Source organism: Candidatus Absconditicoccus praedator, assembly GCF_021057185.1.
GTDB classification, from domain to species: domain Bacteria; phylum Patescibacteriota; class Gracilibacteria; order Absconditabacterales; family Absconditicoccaceae; genus Absconditicoccus; species Absconditicoccus praedator.
The window spans coordinates 803,531-827,775 of record NZ_CP054059.1 but is presented as its reverse complement, the minus strand read 5'-3'; the positions used below and the strand labels follow the sequence as shown (position 1 = coordinate 827,775).

At 27.5% G+C, this 24,245-nt stretch carries 16 protein-coding genes and 1 CRISPR repeat array; of the genes, 2 read left to right on the top strand and 14 right to left on the bottom strand.

The features are described from left to right. Nucleotides 1-3: 3 nt before the first annotated feature. From HLG78_RS04080 to tsaD, 7 genes are all read right to left on the bottom strand, one after another. On the bottom strand, nt 4-4,710 hold the full coding sequence (locus tag HLG78_RS04080) for a hypothetical protein (protein ID WP_231176344.1): 4,707 nt from the start codon (nt 4,708-4,710) through the stop codon (nt 4-6). 148 nt (nt 4,711-4,858) lie between these two features. Further along, entirely contained in the window at nt 4,859-5,839 is a 981-nt protein-coding gene (trpS, locus tag HLG78_RS04075; RefSeq protein ID WP_231176343.1) for a tryptophan--tRNA ligase, read from the bottom strand. A 67-nt stretch (nt 5,840-5,906) separates the two neighbouring features. Continuing rightward, nucleotides 5,907-9,407 carry a V-type ATP synthase subunit I domain-containing protein gene (locus tag HLG78_RS04070; protein WP_231176342.1) on the bottom strand — a complete coding sequence of 1,167 codons (3,501 nt, stop codon included), beginning with the start codon at nt 9,405-9,407 and terminating at the stop codon, nt 5,907-5,909. 25 nt (nt 9,408-9,432) lie between these two features. Further along, the gene (gene secD / locus HLG78_RS04065; RefSeq protein WP_231176341.1) at nt 9,433-11,052 is read right to left on the bottom strand and encodes a protein translocase subunit SecD; all 1,620 of its coding nucleotides are present in this window, start codon (nt 11,050-11,052) and stop codon (nt 9,433-9,435) included. A 73-nt stretch (nt 11,053-11,125) separates the two neighbouring features. Next, nucleotides 11,126-11,620, bottom strand: a complete 495-nt coding sequence (locus HLG78_RS04060; RefSeq protein WP_231176340.1) for a cyclic nucleotide-binding domain-containing protein — start codon at nt 11,618-11,620, stop codon at nt 11,126-11,128. Between the two features lie 305 nt (nt 11,621-11,925). Further along, nucleotides 11,926-13,533, bottom strand: coding sequence for a tetratricopeptide repeat protein (locus tag HLG78_RS04055; protein ID WP_231176339.1), 1,608 nt, complete (start codon nt 13,531-13,533; stop codon nt 11,926-11,928). Nucleotides 13,534-13,553: 20 nt separating this feature from the next. Then, nucleotides 13,554-14,561, bottom strand: coding sequence for a tRNA (adenosine(37)-N6)-threonylcarbamoyltransferase complex transferase subunit TsaD (gene tsaD / locus HLG78_RS04050; protein ID WP_231176338.1), 1,008 nt, complete (start codon nt 14,559-14,561; stop codon nt 13,554-13,556). A gap of 153 nt (nt 14,562-14,714) precedes the next feature. Here tsaD and HLG78_RS04045 point away from each other — a divergent pair, with 153 nt between their 5' ends. After that, nucleotides 14,715-17,045, top strand: coding sequence for a M23 family metallopeptidase (locus HLG78_RS04045; RefSeq protein ID WP_231176337.1), 2,331 nt, complete (start codon nt 14,715-14,717; stop codon nt 17,043-17,045). Between the two features lie 220 nt (nt 17,046-17,265). Continuing rightward, nucleotides 17,266-17,961: an IS1595 family transposase gene (locus tag HLG78_RS04040; RefSeq protein ID WP_231176336.1), complete on the top strand. Its 696-nt coding sequence runs from the start codon at nt 17,266-17,268 to the stop codon at nt 17,959-17,961. Nucleotides 17,962-18,009: 48 nt separating this feature from the next. Then, nucleotides 18,010-19,434: direct repeats of the CRISPR family, unit length 35 nt; unit sequence GTTTCGATGCTCTTGTTTAAGAGCTTTTCTTTTTA. Between the two features lie 207 nt (nt 19,435-19,641). Here HLG78_RS04040 and cas2 read toward each other — a convergent pair. From cas2 to HLG78_RS04005, 7 genes are all read right to left on the bottom strand, one after another. Further along, a complete protein-coding gene (gene cas2, locus HLG78_RS04035; RefSeq protein ID WP_231176335.1) occupies nt 19,642-19,962 on the bottom strand; it encodes a CRISPR-associated endonuclease Cas2 in 321 nt (106 codons plus the stop codon). A gap of 7 nt (nt 19,963-19,969) precedes the next feature. Further along, a complete protein-coding gene (cas1, locus tag HLG78_RS04030; protein ID WP_231176334.1) occupies nt 19,970-20,821 on the bottom strand; it encodes a CRISPR-associated endonuclease Cas1 in 852 nt (283 codons plus the stop codon). Between the two features lie 224 nt (nt 20,822-21,045). Beyond that, nucleotides 21,046-21,258, bottom strand: a complete 213-nt coding sequence (locus HLG78_RS04025) for a DUF4177 domain-containing protein (RefSeq protein WP_231176333.1) — start codon at nt 21,256-21,258, stop codon at nt 21,046-21,048. Between the two features lie 24 nt (nt 21,259-21,282). After that, on the bottom strand, nt 21,283-21,498 hold the full coding sequence (locus HLG78_RS04020) for a hypothetical protein (RefSeq protein ID WP_231176332.1): 216 nt from the start codon (nt 21,496-21,498) through the stop codon (nt 21,283-21,285). 124 nt (nt 21,499-21,622) lie between these two features. Then, nucleotides 21,623-22,957, bottom strand: coding sequence for a hypothetical protein (locus tag HLG78_RS04015; RefSeq protein ID WP_231176331.1), 1,335 nt, complete (start codon nt 22,955-22,957; stop codon nt 21,623-21,625). Nucleotides 22,958-22,970: 13 nt separating this feature from the next. Beyond that, the gene (gene cas6, locus HLG78_RS04010; RefSeq protein ID WP_231176330.1) at nt 22,971-23,681 is read right to left on the bottom strand and encodes a CRISPR system precrRNA processing endoribonuclease RAMP protein Cas6; all 711 of its coding nucleotides are present in this window, start codon (nt 23,679-23,681) and stop codon (nt 22,971-22,973) included. A 168-nt stretch (nt 23,682-23,849) separates the two neighbouring features. Continuing rightward, the gene (locus tag HLG78_RS04005; protein WP_231176329.1) at nt 23,850-24,107 is read right to left on the bottom strand and encodes a GIY-YIG nuclease family protein; all 258 of its coding nucleotides are present in this window, start codon (nt 24,105-24,107) and stop codon (nt 23,850-23,852) included. Between the last annotated feature and the right edge of the window lie 138 nt (nt 24,108-24,245).

Here is a 24,245-nt window from a genome sequence, read left to right as displayed (position 1 = left end):
AAACTAAATTAAGTCTTGTTCTAGCAGCAAATCCTCATCTACCTGTCATCACATTTTTCTCTTTTGAGTTTCTGCTCTTGAGTATATTTCTTTTGCCTTTTTTCTTCAATCTCATGAAACATACTCTTCATAAGCATCTGCTCATATTGTTTTTTTGACAAATGACTTTCTTTTAGCATTATCCATCCTATTAATATTTTTAGAAAAATATTTTGCAAATTTAGAAAGTCACTCCTCTACATCTGCATGCAAATTGTAATATCAACCAAATGTAGACACCAACATTGTCTTAATATCATCTTCAAGGTTTTCTTTATTTTCTTTTAAAAACATATGAATCAACTCATATTTTTGTGGATGATGCTTATCTGCAAACCAAGTAATGTATTTTGAAAACACAAACTCAAAAGTTTCTGAATCATCCTGAGATAGTAGAGAACTAAGTTTTCAGTTTAATATTTTCCACAATCATCTTCCCAAAAGATTTTGAAATTGTCATCCTCTAAATGAAAGCATTGTTTTTTCCACAACCTTTGGAGACATGTTAAATATAGCTTTTTTATATTGAACTGCTTCATTAGGATCCATTTGATCAAAAGATGCATCTTTTCATTTATCTATTATTTTTTCTTTATAATCTTCTAGTATGCTCTTTTTTGCTTTATCTTCTTCAGTTGGAGATTCTCTATTTGAGAGTCTAGAAATATCTTTTATAATAGAATCCTCTTGAGATATGTTTTCAAGATTTAGAAGAGGTATCACTTCCTGTCAGTGCTTATCCCACCAAGATATTATTTTATTTATCATAGTTTCATAATTACTTCAAAATCATTCTCAATAAAGATGACTCTCATCCCATCATACAAACTCAGAAAATTTATCTTTTCAAGTAATATTTCTTTTTTCACAAACAAGATCCAAAATCTTAACAACCTTACCTGGTCAGTCCATTTCATTTATATACATTCACATAGGAAAAGCATTTGTTCAAGCAATTTTTAGATACTCTGACTTTAAATTTGCATCCCATCAATAAGTTGATTGTCAAGATAATATTGGCAGAAGCATTGCCATAAACCATTTTCAGTACTGACTCTCATCATCAATTTTTTCTGACAATGCTCTCAGTCATCATACTTGCTTGGCTGGCATGTTACCTTTCATAAGTCATAAATATTCATCCAACACCGTTGAAAAATCAGATTTTTTAGACAGGTCTTCATATATTTCCTTTGATTTACCCACACTAAATAAATTATTGTTCATTGCAGACTCAAGTTTTCAACCATAATTAGAACCAAATTTATATGTTTTCTCCTTTGTAACATCAACTACATATTCTATCTCTGCTCTTGCAAGTTTATTTAGTATCTCTCAATTACTAGGATTGTTTGATGCTTCATCTAGAAGAGCTTTATATTGAGTCTTAAACATATCTAAATGCTCTGGTCATAATATTGACTCCACCCAAACTCATTGTCAAGCATATTTCTTTAATTTTCTAAAATAAGGTCATCCACCGTTTTCTACAGCATAAAGAAAATATGCAGCAGCCTTTAATGGGTTTGATTTATAAATATTTTTCTTTTTTAAAACTTGGCTTTCTATAACTCAAACCACTTTTGAGTCATGAACACCTCAATCACGACTCAAACCATCTTTATAACCACTTATTATGCTCCAAATCTTACTATCAAACTCTGAAAAAGCCTCATTCCTAAGCTCATCAAAAATTTGTCATTTTAAAAATGTATGTGATAATTTATTATCAAGAAGTTGAGAATATAGTTTTGAAGATGCCAATTCTTCTGTTCTTTTCCATTTTTGAGAAAAATTATCCTTTATAGACTTGAAGGACATAATAGCAGCCCCAACTGAATAAAAATTCCATCATCATTTATCTCTTGGAGAATCTCAATATTTTTTATTAAGTGTTTCTGCCTGTTCCTGTGTATAAGGATTCAAAGACTTGTCAGAACAAAAAACATAAAATTCTGGATATGTCATATTAAATTTAGATCATCAGTTTCTATCAGAAACAACTACAAAATTATCATTAAATTCAACTTTATATAAAAGACCATAAGGTTTTTGCTCTCCGTTTTCATCAAATTCAGAATGACCTTTTCATACATATTTTATCTCTTCTCATGTAGTTGAATTTACAAATTTAGAAGATTTCTCTTGTATATTTATCCATTTATCTTTGGTAGATTTCAAACTCTTATAATCAGATTTCACAGAAAGATTTTTCACATAGTCAAGAAACTCTCTTTTTCTAACAGAATAATCATCAGACATTTTTATTACAGAATCATATACAGGATCTTGTCTTAATATATTTCTTAAGTGCTCATCATTAAACTCTGTTTGTATATCATAGTTTTCTCAGGTTTCCGAGCACCACAATCTTATTTCAATACTTCATTTATCATATTCTGATTGTGGTCTACTAATTGAATTTATCTTTAAGACACCCCAGTTATTTCATCATCACTTAAAATTGGATTCTCAAACTCTTATCATAAGCATTGCTCATTCTCCAAACTCAGCAGACTCATCTCACTCAAAATCTTTCCACATTTTTTTAAAATTTTCATACCTTTGTGCAAACTCTATTTCCTGTTCAGACTCTGCAATTCAATTTTCCTCGTCAAAACCTCATGCTATATCATCAGAAGAACCATAAAGATTTCTCTCTAAACTTTCCCAAAAATTTTTATCATACAAGAAAACATCATTTGTATTAGTGATTATAGTAGGATCAATTCATCTTTCTGACAAAATTTCTGCAAAATTATCCAAAAGATTATTTTTAAAGTGTTGTGACAGCTGCTCTCTTCTAATTATTAAATCCACAATATCAAATCAATAAAACTTTTTACCTCAAATATCTATTCAATTTCAAAATCATAATGCAAACAAACACTTATAATGCCTTTTATGCTGACTATGAAGTCTTACAAAAGAAGAAAGAATTTTATATTTTTCTGGAAATTCATTTCTAAATTCATCTTCACTAAGATATCAATCTGACTCATCAACCTTAAAAAATATTCAAGATTCATTAGATATCACACTTACTCAAGTTTGTTGTTTCAAATAATCTACATCAAATGAAAAGTATCAATTTGAATCAAATCAAACTTTTTGTCATAAATTTTTTTTAAATCTTATAGAAGATAAATCCTTTTCAAATCTTTCTCTTATCTTTTCTACTCAACTTGCATTTTCTAAATAGATTTGATTTGCTTCTTCAATTACTTCATCTGGAAATCACTCACTCTTAAGTTTTTCCACTCAAGCAAGAAAATTAATAATATAAATAATACTATCATTACTCAATCTATCATCTATTCATCAATTAATTTTTCTTATTAAGTCCACAAACTCTTCATCACTTTCTTCTTTATTTATAGAAAAATCAATTCAAAGTTTCCAGTCACTAATATCTAAAGGATTTTCAAAACCATTTCAAGTAACAAAATAATTTTTTGACATTCTAAGCTTTTTGGTTTCTCATCAGATATTTACAAAAAAATCTTGTTTTTTAGGATTTAGAAAATCTTGAACATGTTGACTCATTTCTGAAACACTTTCAAAATTATACAAATCTTTAATTAATCCAAGTTTATTTTCTATAGAATTTTGAAATACAAGATCTATTAGAATTTTTTGATTATCTTGTGTAAGTTCATTAAAGCTTTTTCACTCAACTAGCAATTGTTTCAATGACTCATATTGTTCCGAATTTATTTTTTGGTATTCTTTATATAAAACAATAAGGTTCATCAAAATAATTTTTTTATTATCTTTGTCTGCAAAAATTTTGTTTATGTTGAATCCAGATGGGAAAAGTGAAGATTTATTTAAAAAAAATGATTTTTCTTTTTTTGGCAATGGTGTACCATCAAATACCTTTCAAATATTCAAATCATATCAATATCTCAAGTGATATGACACATCTTCCAAGTCTCCTACTATTTGATCTATATATGCTGTGCTTTCCAACTGCAACAATCACTCAACAAGCTCTACCATATCTCTACTTTGAGAAGAAATTGACTTTTCAAGTATATTTTCAAATGTAGTATCATATCCTCCAAACTTTTTTAAAATTGCTTCATTTGAAACATTAAGATTTTTCAAAAACAATTTTTTATTTTCTAATGAAAGATTCACATCTTCACTGTTTAGAAATTGCTTTAAAGCATTTTTAAAAGATGTTAAATTTTCAAAGTTTTTATAACAATATTTTTCAAAAGTCGACTTATCAGAATTTTTAAATATATTATTTCAGTTAGTATCTTTCAAGTTTTCTATTAAAAAAATTGATTGATCCAAAAAAGAATCTACTATTGCCTTTTTAGATTCTTTGGTAAATCTTTCTTCAAGCTTACTTTTTAAAATCTGTTCAAGAGTCCATTTTCATGGCAGATACAAATCTTTTATATCATCAAAAGTTAATTCTTCCTTTCAAAGTGCTGATTTTAGATTATCTATAATACTTACTTTGTTTTTGTCTTTCAAAAAAACTAAAAATTGATTAAACATACTTCATATACTAGTTGTTGCAGAAAATCCCCTAGTTTCTCTAAATTCCTCAAAACTATAAAATATTGCTTTTATTGCAGCATTTTTGGTTTCTTGGTGTCTTCTTTGTTGCGTTTCTTCATCTATAAGTTCTCTATTTTCTCTATCTTCTACCATTTTTCATTTTTTATAATTTATATTTATAATATAAAAGTATAATTAATACTTAATTTTTGTCAAATTTTGGAAAAGGTCTAATATATATTTACTAAAAATTAATTAAAAAATTCAAGACATTAAAAATCAATAAAACTAAACCGTATTTTTAAAAATCAAATCAAACCAATCTATTTATCTCTAACATCTTTTTCGAAGAAATTTCAGCAGCTTTGTTGGTTCATTGATCCAAAATATTTAAAATTTCTTCATCTGAAATTTCACTAGACTTATATCTTATTGGTCAAATAAACTCAACTAATTTCTCATAAAGCAAATCTTTGACTTCTTTAAATGAAAGTCATCATTTTTCATAACCTTCTCTTATATTCTTATCTTCATCATCAGATAAAAACAACTTCAAAATATTATAAACATTACATTCATCAGGATTCTTAGGCTCTTGCACCGGGATACTTGCAGTTGGAATAGCCCTTGTTTTCTTAAATATTGTTTTATCATCATCAAAAAGTCATATATAATTGTTGTAAGATTTTGACATTTTTCTTCAATCTATTCAAGGTATAGTAGCAAGTGATTGCTGTATCCAAGGATTAGGTAGCTTGAAAAAATCTGGTTTGAAAATATTATTGAACCTAGCTGCAATATCTCTTGCATACTCTACATGCTGTTTTTGATCTTTTCATACCGGTACATAATCCACATCATACAAAATAATATCAGCAGCCATCAATATTGGATAACAAAATGTTCATACTGTTATGTTTTCTTCAGTATTTTTAGCTAATGCATCCTTGTATGCATGCATTCTTTTCATATATCAGATATTTGTAACACAAGAAAGCACCCAGTTTAATTGTGCATGAGCAGGGATTTTGGCGGGATTGAAAATAGTTGTTTTTTGAGGATCAAGTCAACTTGCCAAATATGTTCTTATAAGATTTAGTGTATTTTTTTTAATATCTTCTGAATTATGCAATTGAGTAAGAGTATGCATATTTGCCAAAAACATAAAGTTATCATATTCTCAACTTTGTTGAAATTCCAACATATATTTAATAGATCCAAAATAATTTCATAAATGAAGATTTTCTGCAGTTGGCTTTATTCATGTAAGAACTCTTTTCATTATTTATAATTTAATGATAAAATATTTGAAAAATTACCTATATATCAACATTTATAATGTATTCTAACTAATGTTCTACACCAAGAGTAATTATTTGAGAAGAGCCTGAAATACTTCTATTTACCAATCAATGAATTGCTTGAGAATAATTATGCTGATTTGTCTCCATTAGCTCTATCAATCACAAATATTCTGTCAAAACATTTCTTTCTTCATAATCAAGATTTTCTATGCTTGCAATACCAAAATGAGCTCATTCCATTATAGAATTTGCTAAACTAGCTACTTCTTGAGAATCTACCTGTTTTCACAATATACTTGCAATATCAGAAATCGCATACTCGGGATTATTCCTGATCCTATAATCAAACAATTCAACTATCACATTTACATACTCTCATATATTATCTTCCCAGTATCTTGGTACAGAAATTTTTGCTCTGATTAAGTCTACATTATCTTCATCAACTCATTCAGCCAGTTTCAACTCCTCATCAGACAACTCAAAAGCATACTTAGCTCATATATTATTTGATGAGATATGATCTATATATCATTTATTTGATAAATTAAGCAACATAGTCATAACTCAATCATTCACTATTTGATCATCTTCTATTTCTCCAAAAAATCTATTGAACAAACTAACATTTCCATCTCACATAACAACTGTTCATATATTGGGATCTATTGCAATGTACTTTATATCCTCGTTTTTTAACCTAAGATAAGATTTACATATATCATTATCTGAGAACAACTCCCACATATCAGTCAAAAACTGATCAGTTTCTATATACTTTTGATTTTCCAAAAAATACCTTGCATAAGTACCTGCTATAAAAGTTACTTCTCATTCCTCTCTACTATCTGAGGCTTCAATGAATTCATTGTAATGACCAAACTGCAGATCAAATATATCTTCTTTGACATAAGGAGTTTTTATGGAATTCTGTGGTTGCAACTGTTCATCTATTGTTTGCTTTATACCACTAGATTGCTTGTACCACATAAAAGGTCAAGAACCTCATTGAGTTGATATTCTTATAAAATTGAAAACAATTCACAAAATCCCAAAAATCAAAAATAAAGCTACTAAAGTATGATATCAAAACCTTGTTGGATAATCATCCCAGTTGATATTCCTGGTGATTTTATCAAAAATCAAAATAAATGATAAGATTGTCCATACAATTAAACCTATTCAATACCAAAGTATTCATCATCATATAAAAAACCATATACTCCAAATGAGACTGGAAACTAATATAAATCATATCAAAAACCTGTCTCTTGCTATCAAAGAGTAAATAAGTCAAACTATCATAATAAACTTTAGTATCAACCAGATATATCAAACATCTGTATAATAGCTACTTAGGTTTTGCAAAGACCAGTTGAATGTTAGATTGAAAGGCACAAGGTAGTTGTAAGGAATACTTACTACCTGATCTTGATTGTCTGAACTAATTCTCATCACATAAGATTGATAATACTGCTGGATATCACCGGTATTATTCTCACCTTGAGCTTGTCACTCCAAAAGTTCAACAAGATAGTCGTCTTCAATTTGATCTATCATATTCTCTATTGTAGACTGATCATTTTGTGCTATTGCAACAAAATTTCAACAAACCTTTTTAGCATCCTCATTAAATCAAAGACAATAATCTCATCTAGGGAAAAACATACCCCACCAAGGATTTTCAAAATCATGGTGTCAGTATCCAACATATCTTCCCACATCTTCTCCACGAGTATCTCCATCATAACTTTCTACATTTTCATACAAGTCATCTTCATCATAATTATCCAATGTACAACTATTTGTATTGGCAACAGGTTGAGTTGAGGCAAGTAAAGTTGATTTTTTTGTTTTATCCTGAGTTTTTGATTCTTCATCTTCAGAAGAAAAACTATTGTAAGACAAGAAAACATCATCTGCAAAATCAATAATATTAAATTCTTCTCAGTCTTGATGATATTCAAATAATACAAAACTTCATTTAAACAAAAGCAAAGAAGCTACGAAAACTCATCACCAAGCCAACATAAGCAAAAAGTAATTCATAGATTTTTTCATAAAACTTAGAAAAGTTCCACCCGCAAATCAAACAATTCACAATATAAAACTAAAAATACCAGTTTGAGGAGTTATATATCATTTGATTCATCTAAACTCTACAAATGAGAGAAGTCATATTATTATGAAAAACACTGAAATTACAGCAATTATTCATATCCACATCCAGGTCAAAAGTAAACCAAATCATACAGCATCCAAAAAGGCTGTAGGCTTAGCCATCACTGCCATAGCAAATAAAAATCACGAAATTCAAAACTTGGTAAGAGTATATTTTTGCAAAACTGATTCATTGTTTTTGTTTGCATCTTTTACCGACTTTAATCAAACAAATCAACTATACATAGCAAGTATTATTATAGCCAACACTCACATATCAGTTTTATTGTCAACAAAAACCAAGAAAGCTCACATTCCACTAGTAAGCCACAATAGTATCAAAAGCCAAGCAAAATAAAAAACCATTAGAGACCTATCAGCATTGTCAGTAGTTTCATCTGAAGAAAAATAATTCAAAACTTCTTTTGATAAAGCCAAAAAGAATAATAACACAAAAACTCAACTAAAAAAGTTAGTAACTGTAGCAATACTATCAGCTGATATCCAAAGAACTGATCACAAAGGTAAAGCAAGTGAAAACCAATATGTTATATATGAATACCAAAGCTGAAAACTTGCAGAAGGTCAATCTCATCACCAATAAAATCAAGCATTCATTGCCCAAACTTTTGGATTAAACATATATGCATGATTTGCATCCCAAGCAGTTGGATATGGTATAAAAGACAACATAAATCAGAAATAAAAATACAATATAGATACTATCAGAAGAAAGACACCCAAATAAGAAACTATTTTTGATTTGTTTTTAAATTCTCTTAAACTAAGTAATATTTCTTCAAACTTACTCTTAACTAAAATTAAGTTGTCTTTTTGATAGTAAGCTAAAACTAGTCATCATATAAAAATAATATATGACACCAAAGGATACAAAAGATTGAAACTCATCAAAATAAAAATTAAAATCAAAAGTCAGCTAAGACCCACACCAAAAGACAAAAATATGTCATAAATACTATATGTTTTTAGTTTCAAAACTTTTTCTTTGAAGTATTCTCAATAAGAATAAGTTGACAATAGGAAAGCCAGTATTAGGAAAGAAAGTATTAAAACATTTACAAACAACATTATCAAACCACTTCAAACTATTCATTCCTTTACAGATAATAACAACAATCCAAAAAAATACAATCATAAAATAATATATATCAAAAATTTTATAAAATTAAATTTTTTTGATGCAAATAAATAAAAAACTGGTATTAAAGAAGCTATAAATGTAAATATCAAAACTCACCAATTTCATCAATCAGTAATTTTTTCTATATAATATGGATGATTAGCAATATATCAGAAAAAAACCTGTCACCCAAAAAATAACAACACAAATATCAAAATCCACAAAAAAATAGCTGACAATTTCATTAAGATTATTACTTACTTCATTAAATTATGCTTGAACAACACTAGTAGCTTCTTCAGTAGAATCTTCTTCAGTATAATCATAAATTAAAAGCAAAAGCAATTTCGTCAACGGCACAACTACTGCTAGTATCAAAGCAATATTTACTATCATCATAGTACCAAAACCTCTAAACACATTTGTTCATATCATAAATAGAAGAAGACCAATCAATCAAGTAGTAAGATTTCAGTCTCTTATTGCCGATATACTTCTTGCAAATCAGTCATGTATTGACAATATTTTTCATTTTCAAGATTTCATTTCTTCTCTAACTCTTTCAAAAATAAGCACATTTGCATCCACAGCTATTCATATACTCAATATTACTGCAGCTATTCAACTAAGGGATAACGCATATCAAAGCACCTTAACAAGTCAGAAAAGAATTGTTAGAAAAAATAGTAACGTAATCAAAGAAACTAATCACATCTTCCAACCATAGAAAAATATCATGAAAATAAATATCAAGAAAAATCAAACTCAAGCAGCAATCAAAGCCGCATTAAGAGCATTTTCTCACAATGTAGGAGAAACCATTTCTTCTTGAGACAAAAGTAATGGGGCCGGCATTGCTCATTCGTTTAAACTATCAGCAAGCTCTCTAGCTCACTGTGAATCAAAATCACCATCTATCTGAGCTGTTCAACCACAAATACTTTCTCTTATAACTGGAGCTGTCCTAAGTTGTCAGCCAACAAAAATTGCCATTTGTTCACCAACATGCTGATTAGTAAGATTACAAAATATCTGTCATCACTCAGAATTAAATCTAACCAAAACAACTGGACGACCTGTTTCAGAAGAATCAACACTAGCATAGTTAAAAAATGCAGCATTCAATATCTGTCCAGACTCAGGATCTCTTGCAGCATGCCATTGAGGATAATAATCAACTTCTAAAGCCAAAAATGAATAATTTCACTCTTGTTGTCATTCAAATCATAAAATATACCAACTTTCCTCTTCTTCATCTTCTACTAATGAAGGAAGAATATGTCATTGTCATCACTCTACAAGTTCATCATAATTTTCTTGAATATATGAAGGAAATTCATCTATATCATCTCATTGATGTGTATTCAACCTCACTCAATTGTCTTGATTTTCTTGATATATTTCTTCAAAGCTACTTTCTTCATTAACCAGCTGAGTTAGAAATTCTTCAGATAACAATTGTCTTGAATCTTTGGTTTCATCATCTCTATCTTCATCTTCAAAAGGCACTTTAAACTCTAACTCTACTGTTTTTCATATTATATCTTTTGCTGCATCTATATCTTGAACTCATCCTATTTCTACGACCACATAATCCTCTTCTCAAATAGATTGAATATAACTTGAATAATCACTAACTCCCAAAGCAGATATCCTATCATCTATATTTTGCAAAATTATAGACTCTACATTACTTTTTACTTCTTCAAGTCTTTGCTCATCCTGATATATCTGCTCATATCTTGAATAATCTATTCTATAAGTAAGTCTAACTCATCAAGCAACATCAAGTCACTTTTTAAAATGAGCTATTCAATTGGAAGTTATTTTCATTTCATCTTCTCATGAAGCTTCATCAAACTCATATCCTATAAAAAATATAGAAAACAATCATAAAATGAAAACAAAAAAATAGATAAATAAACTTTTATACCTTACAAACATATAATTTTACATAAATAAACTAAATATTAATTTTAATGTCGTCTATATCATCATCTTGTTTATTATTAGAAACTTTATTGAAAGAAGAAGAACTATTCATTTCTTCCCTTTTTTTCATAGTTTCATATATACTATCCATCAATCCAGGATTTGATTTTATAAACCTATCAAAATCTTCAACACTTATTTGCCATACATCACTATCCTCTTTTGAAGTAACACTTGCCATTGAGTTTCCTCATTTTATATAGGACATTTCTCAAAATATTTCTCAAGGATTTATATCTCACAAATGAATACTAGACAATCAATGCGATTTTTTTGCTTCTAATATTCAGTTTTTTAATATATATATACTATTGGGCTTTTCTCACTCTCTTATTATAAGGCTTCAAGATGGATAATATTTTAACACAAAACTATTTGCTAAATCCAATATATCATCATCAGAAAAATCCTTAAACAAGTCAATTTCTTTTATCATTTTCACTAATAGATCATTAACTGATGTCATTTTTTTTAAATTAATTTTTAAATATTTTTTTCAGTTTATTTATAGGAGAATAAATAATATTTTTTAAAATATTATAATTATTCAACACATCAGATAAAATATAATTTATCTTTGACAAAATCAACAATATCTTTATTAATATAAAAAAAACAATAATTGTACAAACTGCTCATAAAATTACTATAACATGCAAACTTATGTTGAATATTACCTCCCACATCAAAATTGTAAAACATTAATAAAGATAAATATAAAATAGTTATTTTTTAAATTTTTTCAATACTTTTTTAGAACATACACCCAAATTATTTCTGCTCTAATATTATATTATAAATATTGTCTCTTAAAGTTTTTCTTTCTTCAGAATCAGTTGAATACCTTATGGCTAGAATATAATTTTTTCTTGCCTTATCAAACTCTTCTTTTTCATAGTAATAATCACCTATTGCCTCAAAAATATAATTTCTTGGAAATTCTTCTACAATATGTTCTAGATATCTAATTCATATATCGTATTGTCACCTAGCAAAATGAAATCATCACCTTGCATATCTACAAGGAAATTTATTTTCATCCATATGTTCATAACATCAACTTATGTAATCTACTACAAGCCTTGGATTTGATTTAAGTAAATCAAATGAATCTGATTTTTTCCATGGCTGATAAAAAACTACATCAAAAAAAGTATAATAGTCATACTCAGTTAAAGGTTTTCCCAACTCCAAAAGTTTTTGAAAATAATCCATCATATTTCAGTATTGCTCAAGATTTTTATAAGAAACTATTAAATATCTTTTTACATCTAGTATTTCATCATGATTTTCTACCTGGGAAAGAAAAGTTACAGCCCTAGCATATTCTCAAAGCCAAAAATAAGATATACCAATGAAAAAGTTATACAATGAAAAATTAGTAGAATCATAATCAAGCAAGCTTCTAAAAAAATCATTTGCCTCTTCAAAATTTCACATCAAAAAATTCGAATATCACAAAACTTGGTTAGGTAAAATATAACTACTATTCTCTTCCAAAACATCCATAGCTATTCTTTTTGCTATTTTATAATATCAATGTTGATACAACACAAAACTCAATAATCAATTTATATAATACTCTTCAGCATCTTTAAAGTTTTCATATTGTTGTTTTATCATTCTTATATCATCTTTAAAATCCAAATATTTTCCGTCTTCTATTTTTTCAACTTTCTCAAAAAAATCTTCATACTCAAAATGAACAAGAGATATCAAAGAGTTGAAAAAAATTTTGTCTCAGTCAGAAAGATATCAGTCTTGATTATAACTTTCAGCAATAGATTGAATTTGCTCTAAATTATTTCTTGAAAAAGACATAGAATTAAGAAACACTTCAAAAAGAAGATATATATCCATATCAGCAAGTTCAGGATCTTGAGAATAAAGATCTTTCAGATACTCCAATGCTGTATCATAATCTTTTACTCATGCAAACCCTTCAACTAATAATACCAAAATCTCTTTTGAAGGCTGTTTTTCATATATATCTTCAAGAATACGAAGTCTTCAAAAATCCTCATTAACTCATATATTGTCTGAATACTCACTTTGTAGTTCTTGTAGTTGAGATTCAGAAACATCTTCATATACACCCTCAACATCAAGCTGTTTTTGAATATCTTCTTCAATTGAATCTTCAATATCATCTTGTATATCCTTTTTTTCATCTTTTTTTTGTGCATCTTCAGTTTCTTCTATATTTATATCTTCCTCAATTTCTTGATACACCTTAGAATCTTTTTTATCCATTGTCTTTCCTACCTCATCTAATCTTTCTTGAAACTCTTTTTCAGCTTTATAGGTAAAATAAAATATTACTGCTCATAAAATCAAAAACAAAGACACTATTAGATACAAAACTTTTGATCACCTCATAATTAAGTTGATTTATAACACTAAAATAGTTTGGACAATATACCAGCAGCTCAAATCATACAAGCATTATCAGTACAGTAATACTTCTCAGCAGGCACAAGTAATTCTAATTTTTTGTTTCATTTTTGTTTTTTGAGATCTTGAAAATAATCCAATAGCCTACTATTAGCAGACACCCCTCAGGCTAACCCAACAGTTTTAGCAGAATATTTGTTTGCAGCAGACAATAGTTTTTTTGATAACACCTCTACTACTCACTCTTGAAATGCATAAGCTATATCATACACATCTTGCTCTGATAGATTTTGTTTTTCTTTTTGTAAGTTTTTTATAATATAATATACTTTTGATTTGGTTCAAGAAAAACTAAAATTGAATTCATCTTTTTTCAAAAAAGTTGGAGTTATATCATATTTTGAAACTCATTTTTTAGCTTTTTCATAAATCCATCCACCTCAAGGATATGGTCATCCAAGCATTTTAGAAACCTTATCAAAAGCTTCTCATGAAGCATCATCTATTGTTTGTCAAATTTTTTTTATTTTATATTTTCATAGATCCGTATTTTTTCAATCTGTTTTATCTACAAAATATATATCATTGTGTCAACCAGATGCAGTTAACACAACCATTGGAAATTTAATACTTTCTATTTTTCTATCCAAAAACAATGAGAATATATGTCAATAAATATGATTTACTGACACTAACTGTTTTGATAAAAAATTTGAAAGCATGTTTGCAGTTGTTGCTCAAACCAACAAAGATCAAGGCAAACCTGGGGTTGAAGTATAACTAATAAAATCACATCATTTTATATTATCAATTCCAACTTTTTGAATTAATTGTAAGATCTTTTCATTGTGTATTCTTGAGGCAACTTCTGGGACAACTCATCAATATTTTTGATGATCTGCAATTTGTGAATACGAAAAACTATTATTAGTTTTTATAACTCAATCATAGTACTCTACAATCGCCACACAGGTATCATCACAACTAGTTTCAATTGCAAAAGTTTTCAACATTGGCATTTTTTATAATAAAACATTATACATATTAAAAAAAGATTTTATTTTTTCAAATAAAAAATACATTTTTTGACAAATATTTAATATTTAGTTATAATATAAGATGTTAAAATATTAATTATGTTGAATTTTATATAAACAAAAAACAAAATGAAAAACATAAAAATAAAAAAAATAAATAAGAGCAAAAATCTATTTTTCAAAAAAGTATGAGTCTTAACTATTGTATTTGCTTTTTGAATTTACATTTTTAGTATAGATACTAGTACTCAAAATTTTTTTACAGATATTTCAAAATACTGAAAATGACTAGTTACAACAGAAAAAATACTTGATGAAAAGGATGAAATAAAAGACGAACAGGCTATATGGCCATTTAGAAAAGTAGTAGATCGATGAAGAGTTCACAATTATCAATCAGTGAGAAATAAATCATGGGATGAGGTACCAGAAGATAAAAGGACACCATTTCCAAATGAAGTTTCTCATATTGTTGATCAGTATAGATTTGTAAATCCAAATAGAATATGGGAAACTGTTTCAAATCCTCTAGAAAGACAAAAAGTTACCTTTTATAAAAGATTACTCACAACATTATGGACCGCAAGCTATGAATGCAATCAAAACAATTGTAAACGATGGGATGAATGAACTTGAACTCATGCAGGAATAGATATAGTAAACCCTAAATGAACTCCTGTATACAATAGCATGAACTGAATTGTACTTGACAAACAAGAATGAAATTGATGATTTTGAAACTATGTAATAATTTGAACCAATTTTGAGTGAGAATTATTAGCTACATTCTATGCTCATCTAGATGAAATTGATAATAATATAGAAAAATGAGACATTATAAATAGATGAGAAAATATATGAACTGTTTGAACAAGCTGAACAACAACCGTGTCTCACCTTCATTTTCAAATAAACACATTATGAGATATTGAAGATATTTCAGATATTGAAATGGCTAATAAACTACGGGAAGAATGGCAAAACGGCACAATTGAGTGAGTTAAAAATAGCACAAAAAATCCAATAAGCTTTATAGAAAACAACCTACAACCTGTTACTGATGCATTTGAGGAAATTGACACAGACTACGAAGAAGAAATGGAAGAAGTTGAAGAAGAAGAAGCTGAAGAAATAATGGAAGAAGTGGAAGAAGAGGACAAAACTGAAGATGATGATTTATTAGATCAAATAGTCTGAGAACTTTGAGATGAATATACCCATGAGGCTGCTTGAGAAGAAAAAGAACCATTTAAAATACAAAACATTTACAATCCAAAAATATGAGAAGAGCTTATAAAATGAGATAACATTGAATTTGAAGTTGAAACTAGCTGAGAACAATGACAAATCACTATAACTACTAATAATAATGTACTTGAACCTTCAAAAACTACAATTTCACCCGAGGATTGAGAAAAACAAACTGTAAATATACTTGCCCAAAATATGTGAAACTGAAGGATAATATTTAATGATGGGAAAAATAAAAAAGATTTTTATTTTAGTGTATATGAAGAAAGTGCTGAAGCATACTGACTTTCAATAGAATGACCAAATACAATATACACAACAAAAGAAGAAAATTTTTCTGTATATTTAATGGATCAGTACTGATGAAAATTAAATAGACCAATGGAATGAAAGTTATCTATAACACTTGTTGACAATGACTGAAATGAAAATGATATATGAAGTAAAAAAGCAGAATGAGACAAAGAAAGTATCGATTTTGATATAAAATCACCCAAAGCTGAGGATTACAAATTAAAAGCTAAATTTGAAGCAGATTGACAAACACTAAGATGAAGCAAAAATGTAAACTCAGAAGTATTTACTGATTATAGTATTAACGATAATTACTGAAATAGTATGAAATATTTGAATGAACAAAGAATAGTTCAATGACACAACTGAAAACTTATGCCAAAAGACAACATAGAAAGATCTGAAGTTATAACCATCCTAGCTAGACATAAACATTGAGCTGAAACAGAGAAATTTAAAGAAGAAATGAATGAGTATATTGAAGAAAAATGAAGATTCCTAGAAGATATAAGTTGAAATGAACGGTATGCACCATATGTATTCAAAGCCTATAAAGACTGAATAGTAAAATGAGCCTGATGAACTCATGCTAATGCAAATCAACCAATTGAAAAAGCAGAACTACTTGCAATGTATGGAAGATTTTTTGACACCACAAGAAATGAAAACTTCACTAACTTTATGGATGTAAACAATGATGATTGGTTCAAAAAATATGCAGATGCAGCTAAAAATTATAGCCTCTATCCATTTGAAGAATCAGACTACATGAACCCACACAAACATGTAAACAGAGAAAAAGCATTTGAATCTTTATATAGGTACATACAACTCTCTCCTGAAGAATATCAAACAGCAGAAAGATCACAAGAAGAAGAATTAGAAGATGCTGTTAGAACTCTTATTAATTTTTAATAGATTCACAAAATAATAGTATGAGATCTATTACTGTTATCAACAAACCTAAAACTCCACCAGGAGTCACTAATTATATTAGAGAAAGAATGAAGCAATTCTTAATTGATATTTTTAACACAAAAAAAATGTTGCATGGGAAAATGTATATGAACCTGAAAAAAATTAGGGTCTAGAGTACTTGAAAGCAAAAAGAAATTAATTATACTAGGTCATAACTATGAAAAACCCTTATAGAAAAAATAGCCATTTGAGTGTACAAAAAACAAGACAAATTATGAAGCTATTTTGTGAAGATTTGACTGCTTCAACAACAAGTAATTTATTAAATATTGAAAGAAAAACAGTAAATAGGTGGTATAAATACTTTAGAGAAGTAATATACAACCATAGTAAAGAAACAGATTTAGAGATACGATGATGAGTAGTAGAGATAGATGAGAGCTACTTTGGAGCTAGAAGAGTTAGGTGAAAAAGATGACGTTGAGCTAGTTGAAAAATTAAAGTTTTATGACTATTGAAGAGAGAGTGAGAAGTTTATGTGCGTATAGTTCCTGATTGTTCAGCAGAAACTTTAATACCAATTATAAGAGATAAAGTAAGTTTAGAGAACAGCAAGATAAACACAGACTACTGGAAAAGTTATGATTGATTAGTAGACTTATGATACAAGAAACACTATAGAGTTATACATAGTAATAATGAGTTTGCTAGATGAAAACAACATATAAATTGAATAGAAAGTTTTCGAAGCTATTGTAAAAGAAGATTGGCTAAATTTAACTGAATCAAAAAGGAATATTATGATATATACCTAAAAGAATGTGAATGGAGATTTAATTGTTGATTATTGAAACAAAATAAATATAAACAACTAATGAAATTATGTAAAAATTTTACTTCTTCTTTAGGCTAAAGTACCCAAGACCCAAAAAAATAAAGATGAAAATAAAAGACACACACGGTTTCGATGCTCTTGTTTAAGAGCTTTTCTTTTTTTAATTTTTGATCAAAAAACAGAAAAAAAATATATATAGTTTCGATGCTCTTGTTTAAGAGCTTTTCTTTTTATTTTCTATTGTCCTGAAATAGAATCTTTCTTTACTAAAGTTTCGATGCTCTTGTTTAAGAGCTTTTCTTTTTATGTTTACTAAAGTGGTAAAGGAATACTCTACTCTTTTTGAGTTTCGATGCTCTTGTTTAAGAGCTTTTCTTTTTAAAATAACGAAAGACACATTCAAAAAATATTATTTTTATTGTTTCGATGCTCTTGTTTAAGAGCTTTTCTTTTTATCAAAGATATGTTGTGATTAGACTTGCCTGATGTTGTTTATGTTTCGATGCTCTTGTTTAAGAGCTTTTCTTTTTATTTAATTCTTAATTATAATAATAAATGTATAAGAGTAAAGTTTCGATGCTCTTGTTTAAGAGCTTTTCTTTTTACAACGATAATTATATAATCAAGGAAGATGAAATGTTTCGATGCTCTTGTTTAAGAGCTTTTCTTTTTACCTTTTTAGGTAAGGTTTATTTTTGCTTTTAACATGGTGGTTTCGATGCTCTTGTTTAAGAGCTTTTCTTTTTAGATGAAATGGATAAAACAAGAAAAGATTGATTTCAGATTTGTTTCGATGCTCTTGTTTAAGAGCTTTTCTTTTTATATTGTATCTTTACCTGTTGCTCAATATGCGAAGCAAGTTTCGATGCTCTTGTTTAAGAGCTTTTCTTTTTACAAGAAGAGAAAGAAAGGTTTGAGAAATTAGAAAGTTTCGATGCTCTTGTTTAAGAGCTTTTCTTTTTAGTAATAAGTGAAAGTTGTGATGATAACTTGTATAAATGAGGTTTCGATGCTCTTGTTTAAGAGCTTTTCTTTTTAGAGATATTAAAGAAATTAGTAAGCAGATAGACCAGTTCTTGTTTCGATGCTCTTGTTTAAGAGCTTTTCTTTTTATAATCAAGTTTGAGAAAACTGGGTTGCAACTCCTTTAGAGTTTCGATGCTCTTGTTTAAGAGCTTTTCTTTTTAGTAGTTTCTTTGGCCTGCTAAAAAAGGCAGGCTACGAGTTTCGATGCTCTTGTTTAAGAGCTTTTCTTTTTATAAAATGAAAAAATTCTTTTTTAATCAAATCTCTTGTGAAGTTTCGATGCTCTTGTTTAAGAGCTTTTCTTTTTACAACGACTCAATAGAGGCTATTGGATGAATTGAAGCTAGTGAGTTTCGATGCTCTTGTTTAAGAGCTTTTCTTTTTATTGAGTATTTGAAAAAAATGATTGGAATAAAATAAAGTTTCGATGCTCTTGTTTAAGAGCTTTTCTTTTTACTTAGGTGGGTACAGATAAGAAATTAAGCGGGTGGTTTCGATGCTCTTGTTTAAGAGCTTTTCTTTTTAGGCAAGTATATGATAACAATTGCAAACTTATTTTCAAGCACAGTTTCCGAGAAAATTTTTATTTTTTCCAAAATTAAACAATTTAAACAAATAAAATAGCACAAAACACAATCAAGACCTCTTCCGAGAAAAATTTGCATACTTTTTTATAAATTATCAAAATCAATTAGCAAGTTTATATATTTTTATTAAATTTTTTCAATATCATTATATTATCATAAATTCCTCAAAGTATATTTTTTCATAACCATCTCATATACCATCTACTCTACCATCCAAATTTCACTCACCTACTTTTGATAAAATATAGAATTTCACAGAATCAATATTTTCATGCTCATCTGGATATTGTTTTTTTGCCCAATCCAAAATCTTTTTGAGTTGTTTTTTCAATATTTTGAATTGTCTATCATTCAACTGTACTTCAAAAACTGACTTTTGGACTCTAAAACCATAGCTTTCCAAAAGTTTCACCACCCTATTTCTTGCTTTGGTATTTGTAATATCATAACTTATACTTAAATACATTTTTTCGCTACTTAATCTTAAAACCCTCATAATCAAAGCTTTTGTTTACTAAAGTTTGTTTGAAAGCTTCTATATTTTTTTCTATGATTTTCAGTTTTTTCATAGTATTATGAATACTCATCTCATCTTTTCATTTAAATATAGTTTTGTAATATTCACTCAAAAAAGCTTTTAGTCAATCATCATCCAACAATACTGGTCTTTTGGAATTATCTTCAATAATTTCAAAATTTTCTAATCTAATTTTTCAATTTTCTAAAATCCTTAGCACCATATCATCCACTATCCAAGCTCTATACATTTCCATCATATCCAATACAAGCAAAGTTCTCAAATCTTTGGGTTGATGAAAAAAACCAATTTGTGTATTTATTCATTGTATATCCAATATCATTTGAATAGTTTGAGCCAAAAGTGTATATCACAAGCTCAACATTGCATTTACTGGATCTTTGGGAGGTCTACGGTTTCTTGATTCAAATTTGAAAGGTTCTTTTATAAATTTTGCAAATCAATTAAAATATATTCTTGCTGAACTTCATTCATATCATCTCAAAGCATCTATATTATCACATTTGGCAATATCAGTTTGAACTTCTTTTAGTCTTTGTATTTGATTATCTGCTCAGTATATTTCTTTGAATCTTGTCCATCTTTGGAGCATTACTCTACTATTATAAACTTTGGAGCTTATTATAGCTTTTGAATATTTCAATGCTATTTGAGGATCTAAGCTTGCTTTTATATGATTGTACAACAGTTCTACATTTGTTTGTTCCAAACTATCCAATTTGCCAAAATATGATCCATGTTTAGAAAAAAACAGGAATTTTTCATTTCAAAAACTCTCTAATCACATCTGTAGTAAGTTGCACTCTCCCAAAAATAACAACTTACTCTATCAAACTAATAGGAGTTTCTTGTTGATTATCATCATTTGTATCATATATTATCAATTTTCATCATTTTTTGCTAACATTGAGTCAGTTCTTGGTAAGGTAAATGAACATTTTACTTATTTGTTTTTATTTAAAAAAATATGCATATAAATAAATTTATATACATATTTTATATTTAAAATCATTAAGCAGGTTTTTTCATAATAACAACTTGTGCTTCTCTCTTCCAAAACAACATTATTCTTCTATTTTCTTTTGACATTGTTTGTACTATCCACCCATCTTTTGCATTTTCATTCAAAAGATCTCCGAATTTTATTGGATCTATCTTAGCACTTCAAAAAAACAAGGAGCTCAAAATTGGTTCTTGATATATTACAACTTTATATTGTTCCATTATATATATTGTAAAAAAATAAATTTATCAAAGATGTTTTCATTTTTTTAATGAAGACTCTTCATCCAAAGTATAAATAATAATTATCATCACAACATCAATAGCAATTAGAACTCAAAAAGTTATTGATAATCTAAAAAAAGTTATTGGATCTATAAAACCTGTCCATACCTGCAAGATAAACAATATTGCATATATAGCAAAAAGCACAAATCAAGCTATTATAAGATTCTTTGTCATGATAATTATTTAATAATATATAAATACTGCAAAAAATACAGTAAGTAGATTATAGTCAAAAATAAAACTTTGTCAAAAAAAGAGGGCTATTTTTTAAGAAAATTAGTATTTGAGATTTTAAAAATTAAAACTCTATCCAAAGTTTATTTTTTCAAACAACATTCTCCAAAATATCTATAAAATCTTCCCTAATAGTATCATATCAATATTTATCAAAAATAATTTCTTGATTTACTTGATTAGTTCCATGAGCTATCAAAGTATTGTTTCTATATTCATTTAATTTTTCCAATCTTACAAAAAAATCTTTATATTTTTTGTGTTCTCAGTTTTTCATAGATATAAAATCAAGCAATGCCAACATTACTTTAGTATTTATAAATCATACTCATGTAACTCTATGATCTATATTTTCTACATCCCAATTTAAATTTGATTTTTTTCAATTAAAAAACACAGCATAAGAATTCAAATAATCTTTCAAATCAGGGTATTTATTTACAAATTCTTGTAAATCTTTGTATTTTATACTTTCATAATCAGTTTCAAAAAAATTATTTATAAAAAATCTAAGTCCTACATCAGTAAAACTGTATATCCTACCCAAAAATTCAATATATCTTTTTTTGTCAAAAGTAAAAATTATTCAATTTATCATTTCTTGTATTTTATTTACAGTATTTTTAGTAATTGCAAATTTGGAAGATAAATTTCATTTTTTATAAATATCTTCACATTTATTATAATCAGCATTAAGTCTTGCAAACATATATTCACAATAATCCATTTCTTTTTCAAAATTAGATCTGATATTATTGTTGTAGATATATCAAATACAAGATTCAAAATCTTTATTCTCCAAAAATTTATCTATATTTTGTTGGTGTATGAAAGACACAATATTTGATTGCTTCAAAAATATAGTTTCTTTATCTATTTGTTCTCAATAATAAAAAGATAGTTTTGATGAATCAAGTTTTGTAAATGAGGAAAATAATAATGCAGAACTAAGTCATTTAGTACCTGATGTATAATTAACCATAATTTCTTTAAAAATATCATTTAGGATTTTTTCAAAAAAAGAATCCAATTCAGTTTTGATTATATCAAATCTTCTAGCTTCTGACAAAATTATATGCTCTCTTGCAGAACTTAGCTTATTTGATATTTTTCATTTTTTGATAAATTGCACAAAAACATCTTTTAAATAAACTGTATCTTGCTCAAATCAGTTTTGATCAGTAAAAATTCATTTAATTACTATTTCAGTTTCATCATAATACTGTGCTACAAAAGTTTCTATCATTGGCATTTGGATCCTTCATTCACTATAATATTGCTCAAAATTTTCAGATATTTCTTTGGTAGTTGATCTAAAAGAATCTCTTATTGTATTCCCATCCAAGTACAAATCAGAAGTACCAAAAGACCAAATTAATAATTTCTTTTCTTTTTTCATCAGTTTTTAATTTTTAATTTATAAAAACAGACACATTGCCCAGACCAAGTCTAGCACTACTTCCCACTCCTACAAATTTCATAGACTTCAAGGTAATATAAAGCAATTTCATAAAATCTTGATTTGATTTATCAATTACATGATACCATACATAGCCCACTACTCAAGATTTATTATTTCATTTGATATGAATCATATCAGTTTTGATTTTGTATTCTCATATTATTATATTTTGCTCAAGTCGATGTTTAAATTCTTTTCAATCTATATTCCATTCATATATTTTATTTAATTTGGAAAAGCTAGAATATATAAACTTGTTTGGATTTGGCATAGTATACAAAATATTTTTGTTTCTCACAAAACTAGGGCTTAGATATCTTATCTTAAATTTATTAAAATCATTGAAATTGATATTTTCTGGCTGAAAGATATCAAAATCAAAATTTATTGTTTGCAATTCAAAAGGAGTATTATTAATACTCAAAGAAAGATTTTGTCTTTCCAAAAGTTTTTGCAAAACTTGAGTATAAGCTTCTTGAGAGTATATACTAAGTCTTACTTGTAAATTTTCTTTTGTAGAATATGATATTTTCAAAATATTATTATAAATTTTGTCATCATCATCAAAAATTGATAATATAGCTCATAGTATATGATAATAAAATTTTGAATTAGATATTTTTTCTTTTGTTTCTAAATTTAGTTTTAATAGATATATCATTAGTTTAGTTATTACTTATGAATTGTATTGTCCATCTCGAGCTTGCCGAGAATTGTATTGTCGATTTCGAGCCTGCCGAGAAACCTGTTTTTCTCTTATATTTCTCCACTCGCTTCGCTTCGGTCGAAATGACAGATTATCAATCTCGAGCCTGCCGAGAGATCTTTTTTACCAATCATTACTTAAATCAACAAATTTTTCATTCATTGTTCTTATCAAATTAAGCTTTTTTCTTCTATTCCATTTTTTCAGTTGCTTTTCTCTTGCTATTATTTCATTTATATTAGTTCAAGATTCATAATATACTAACTTTTTACATTTATACTTTTTTGTAAATCATTCTAAAAGCTCATTTTTATGTTCATACACCCTTCTTTCTAAATTATTTGTCATTCAAATATACAACACTCAACTAATACTTGACATTATATAAACATAATAATATTTCATTGCTTCTTAGTATTAATTGTTTAAATATATTTCTCCACTTGCTCCGCTTCGGTCGAAATGACAGATTATCAATCTCGAGCTTGCCGAAAATTGTATTGTCGATTTCGAGCTTGC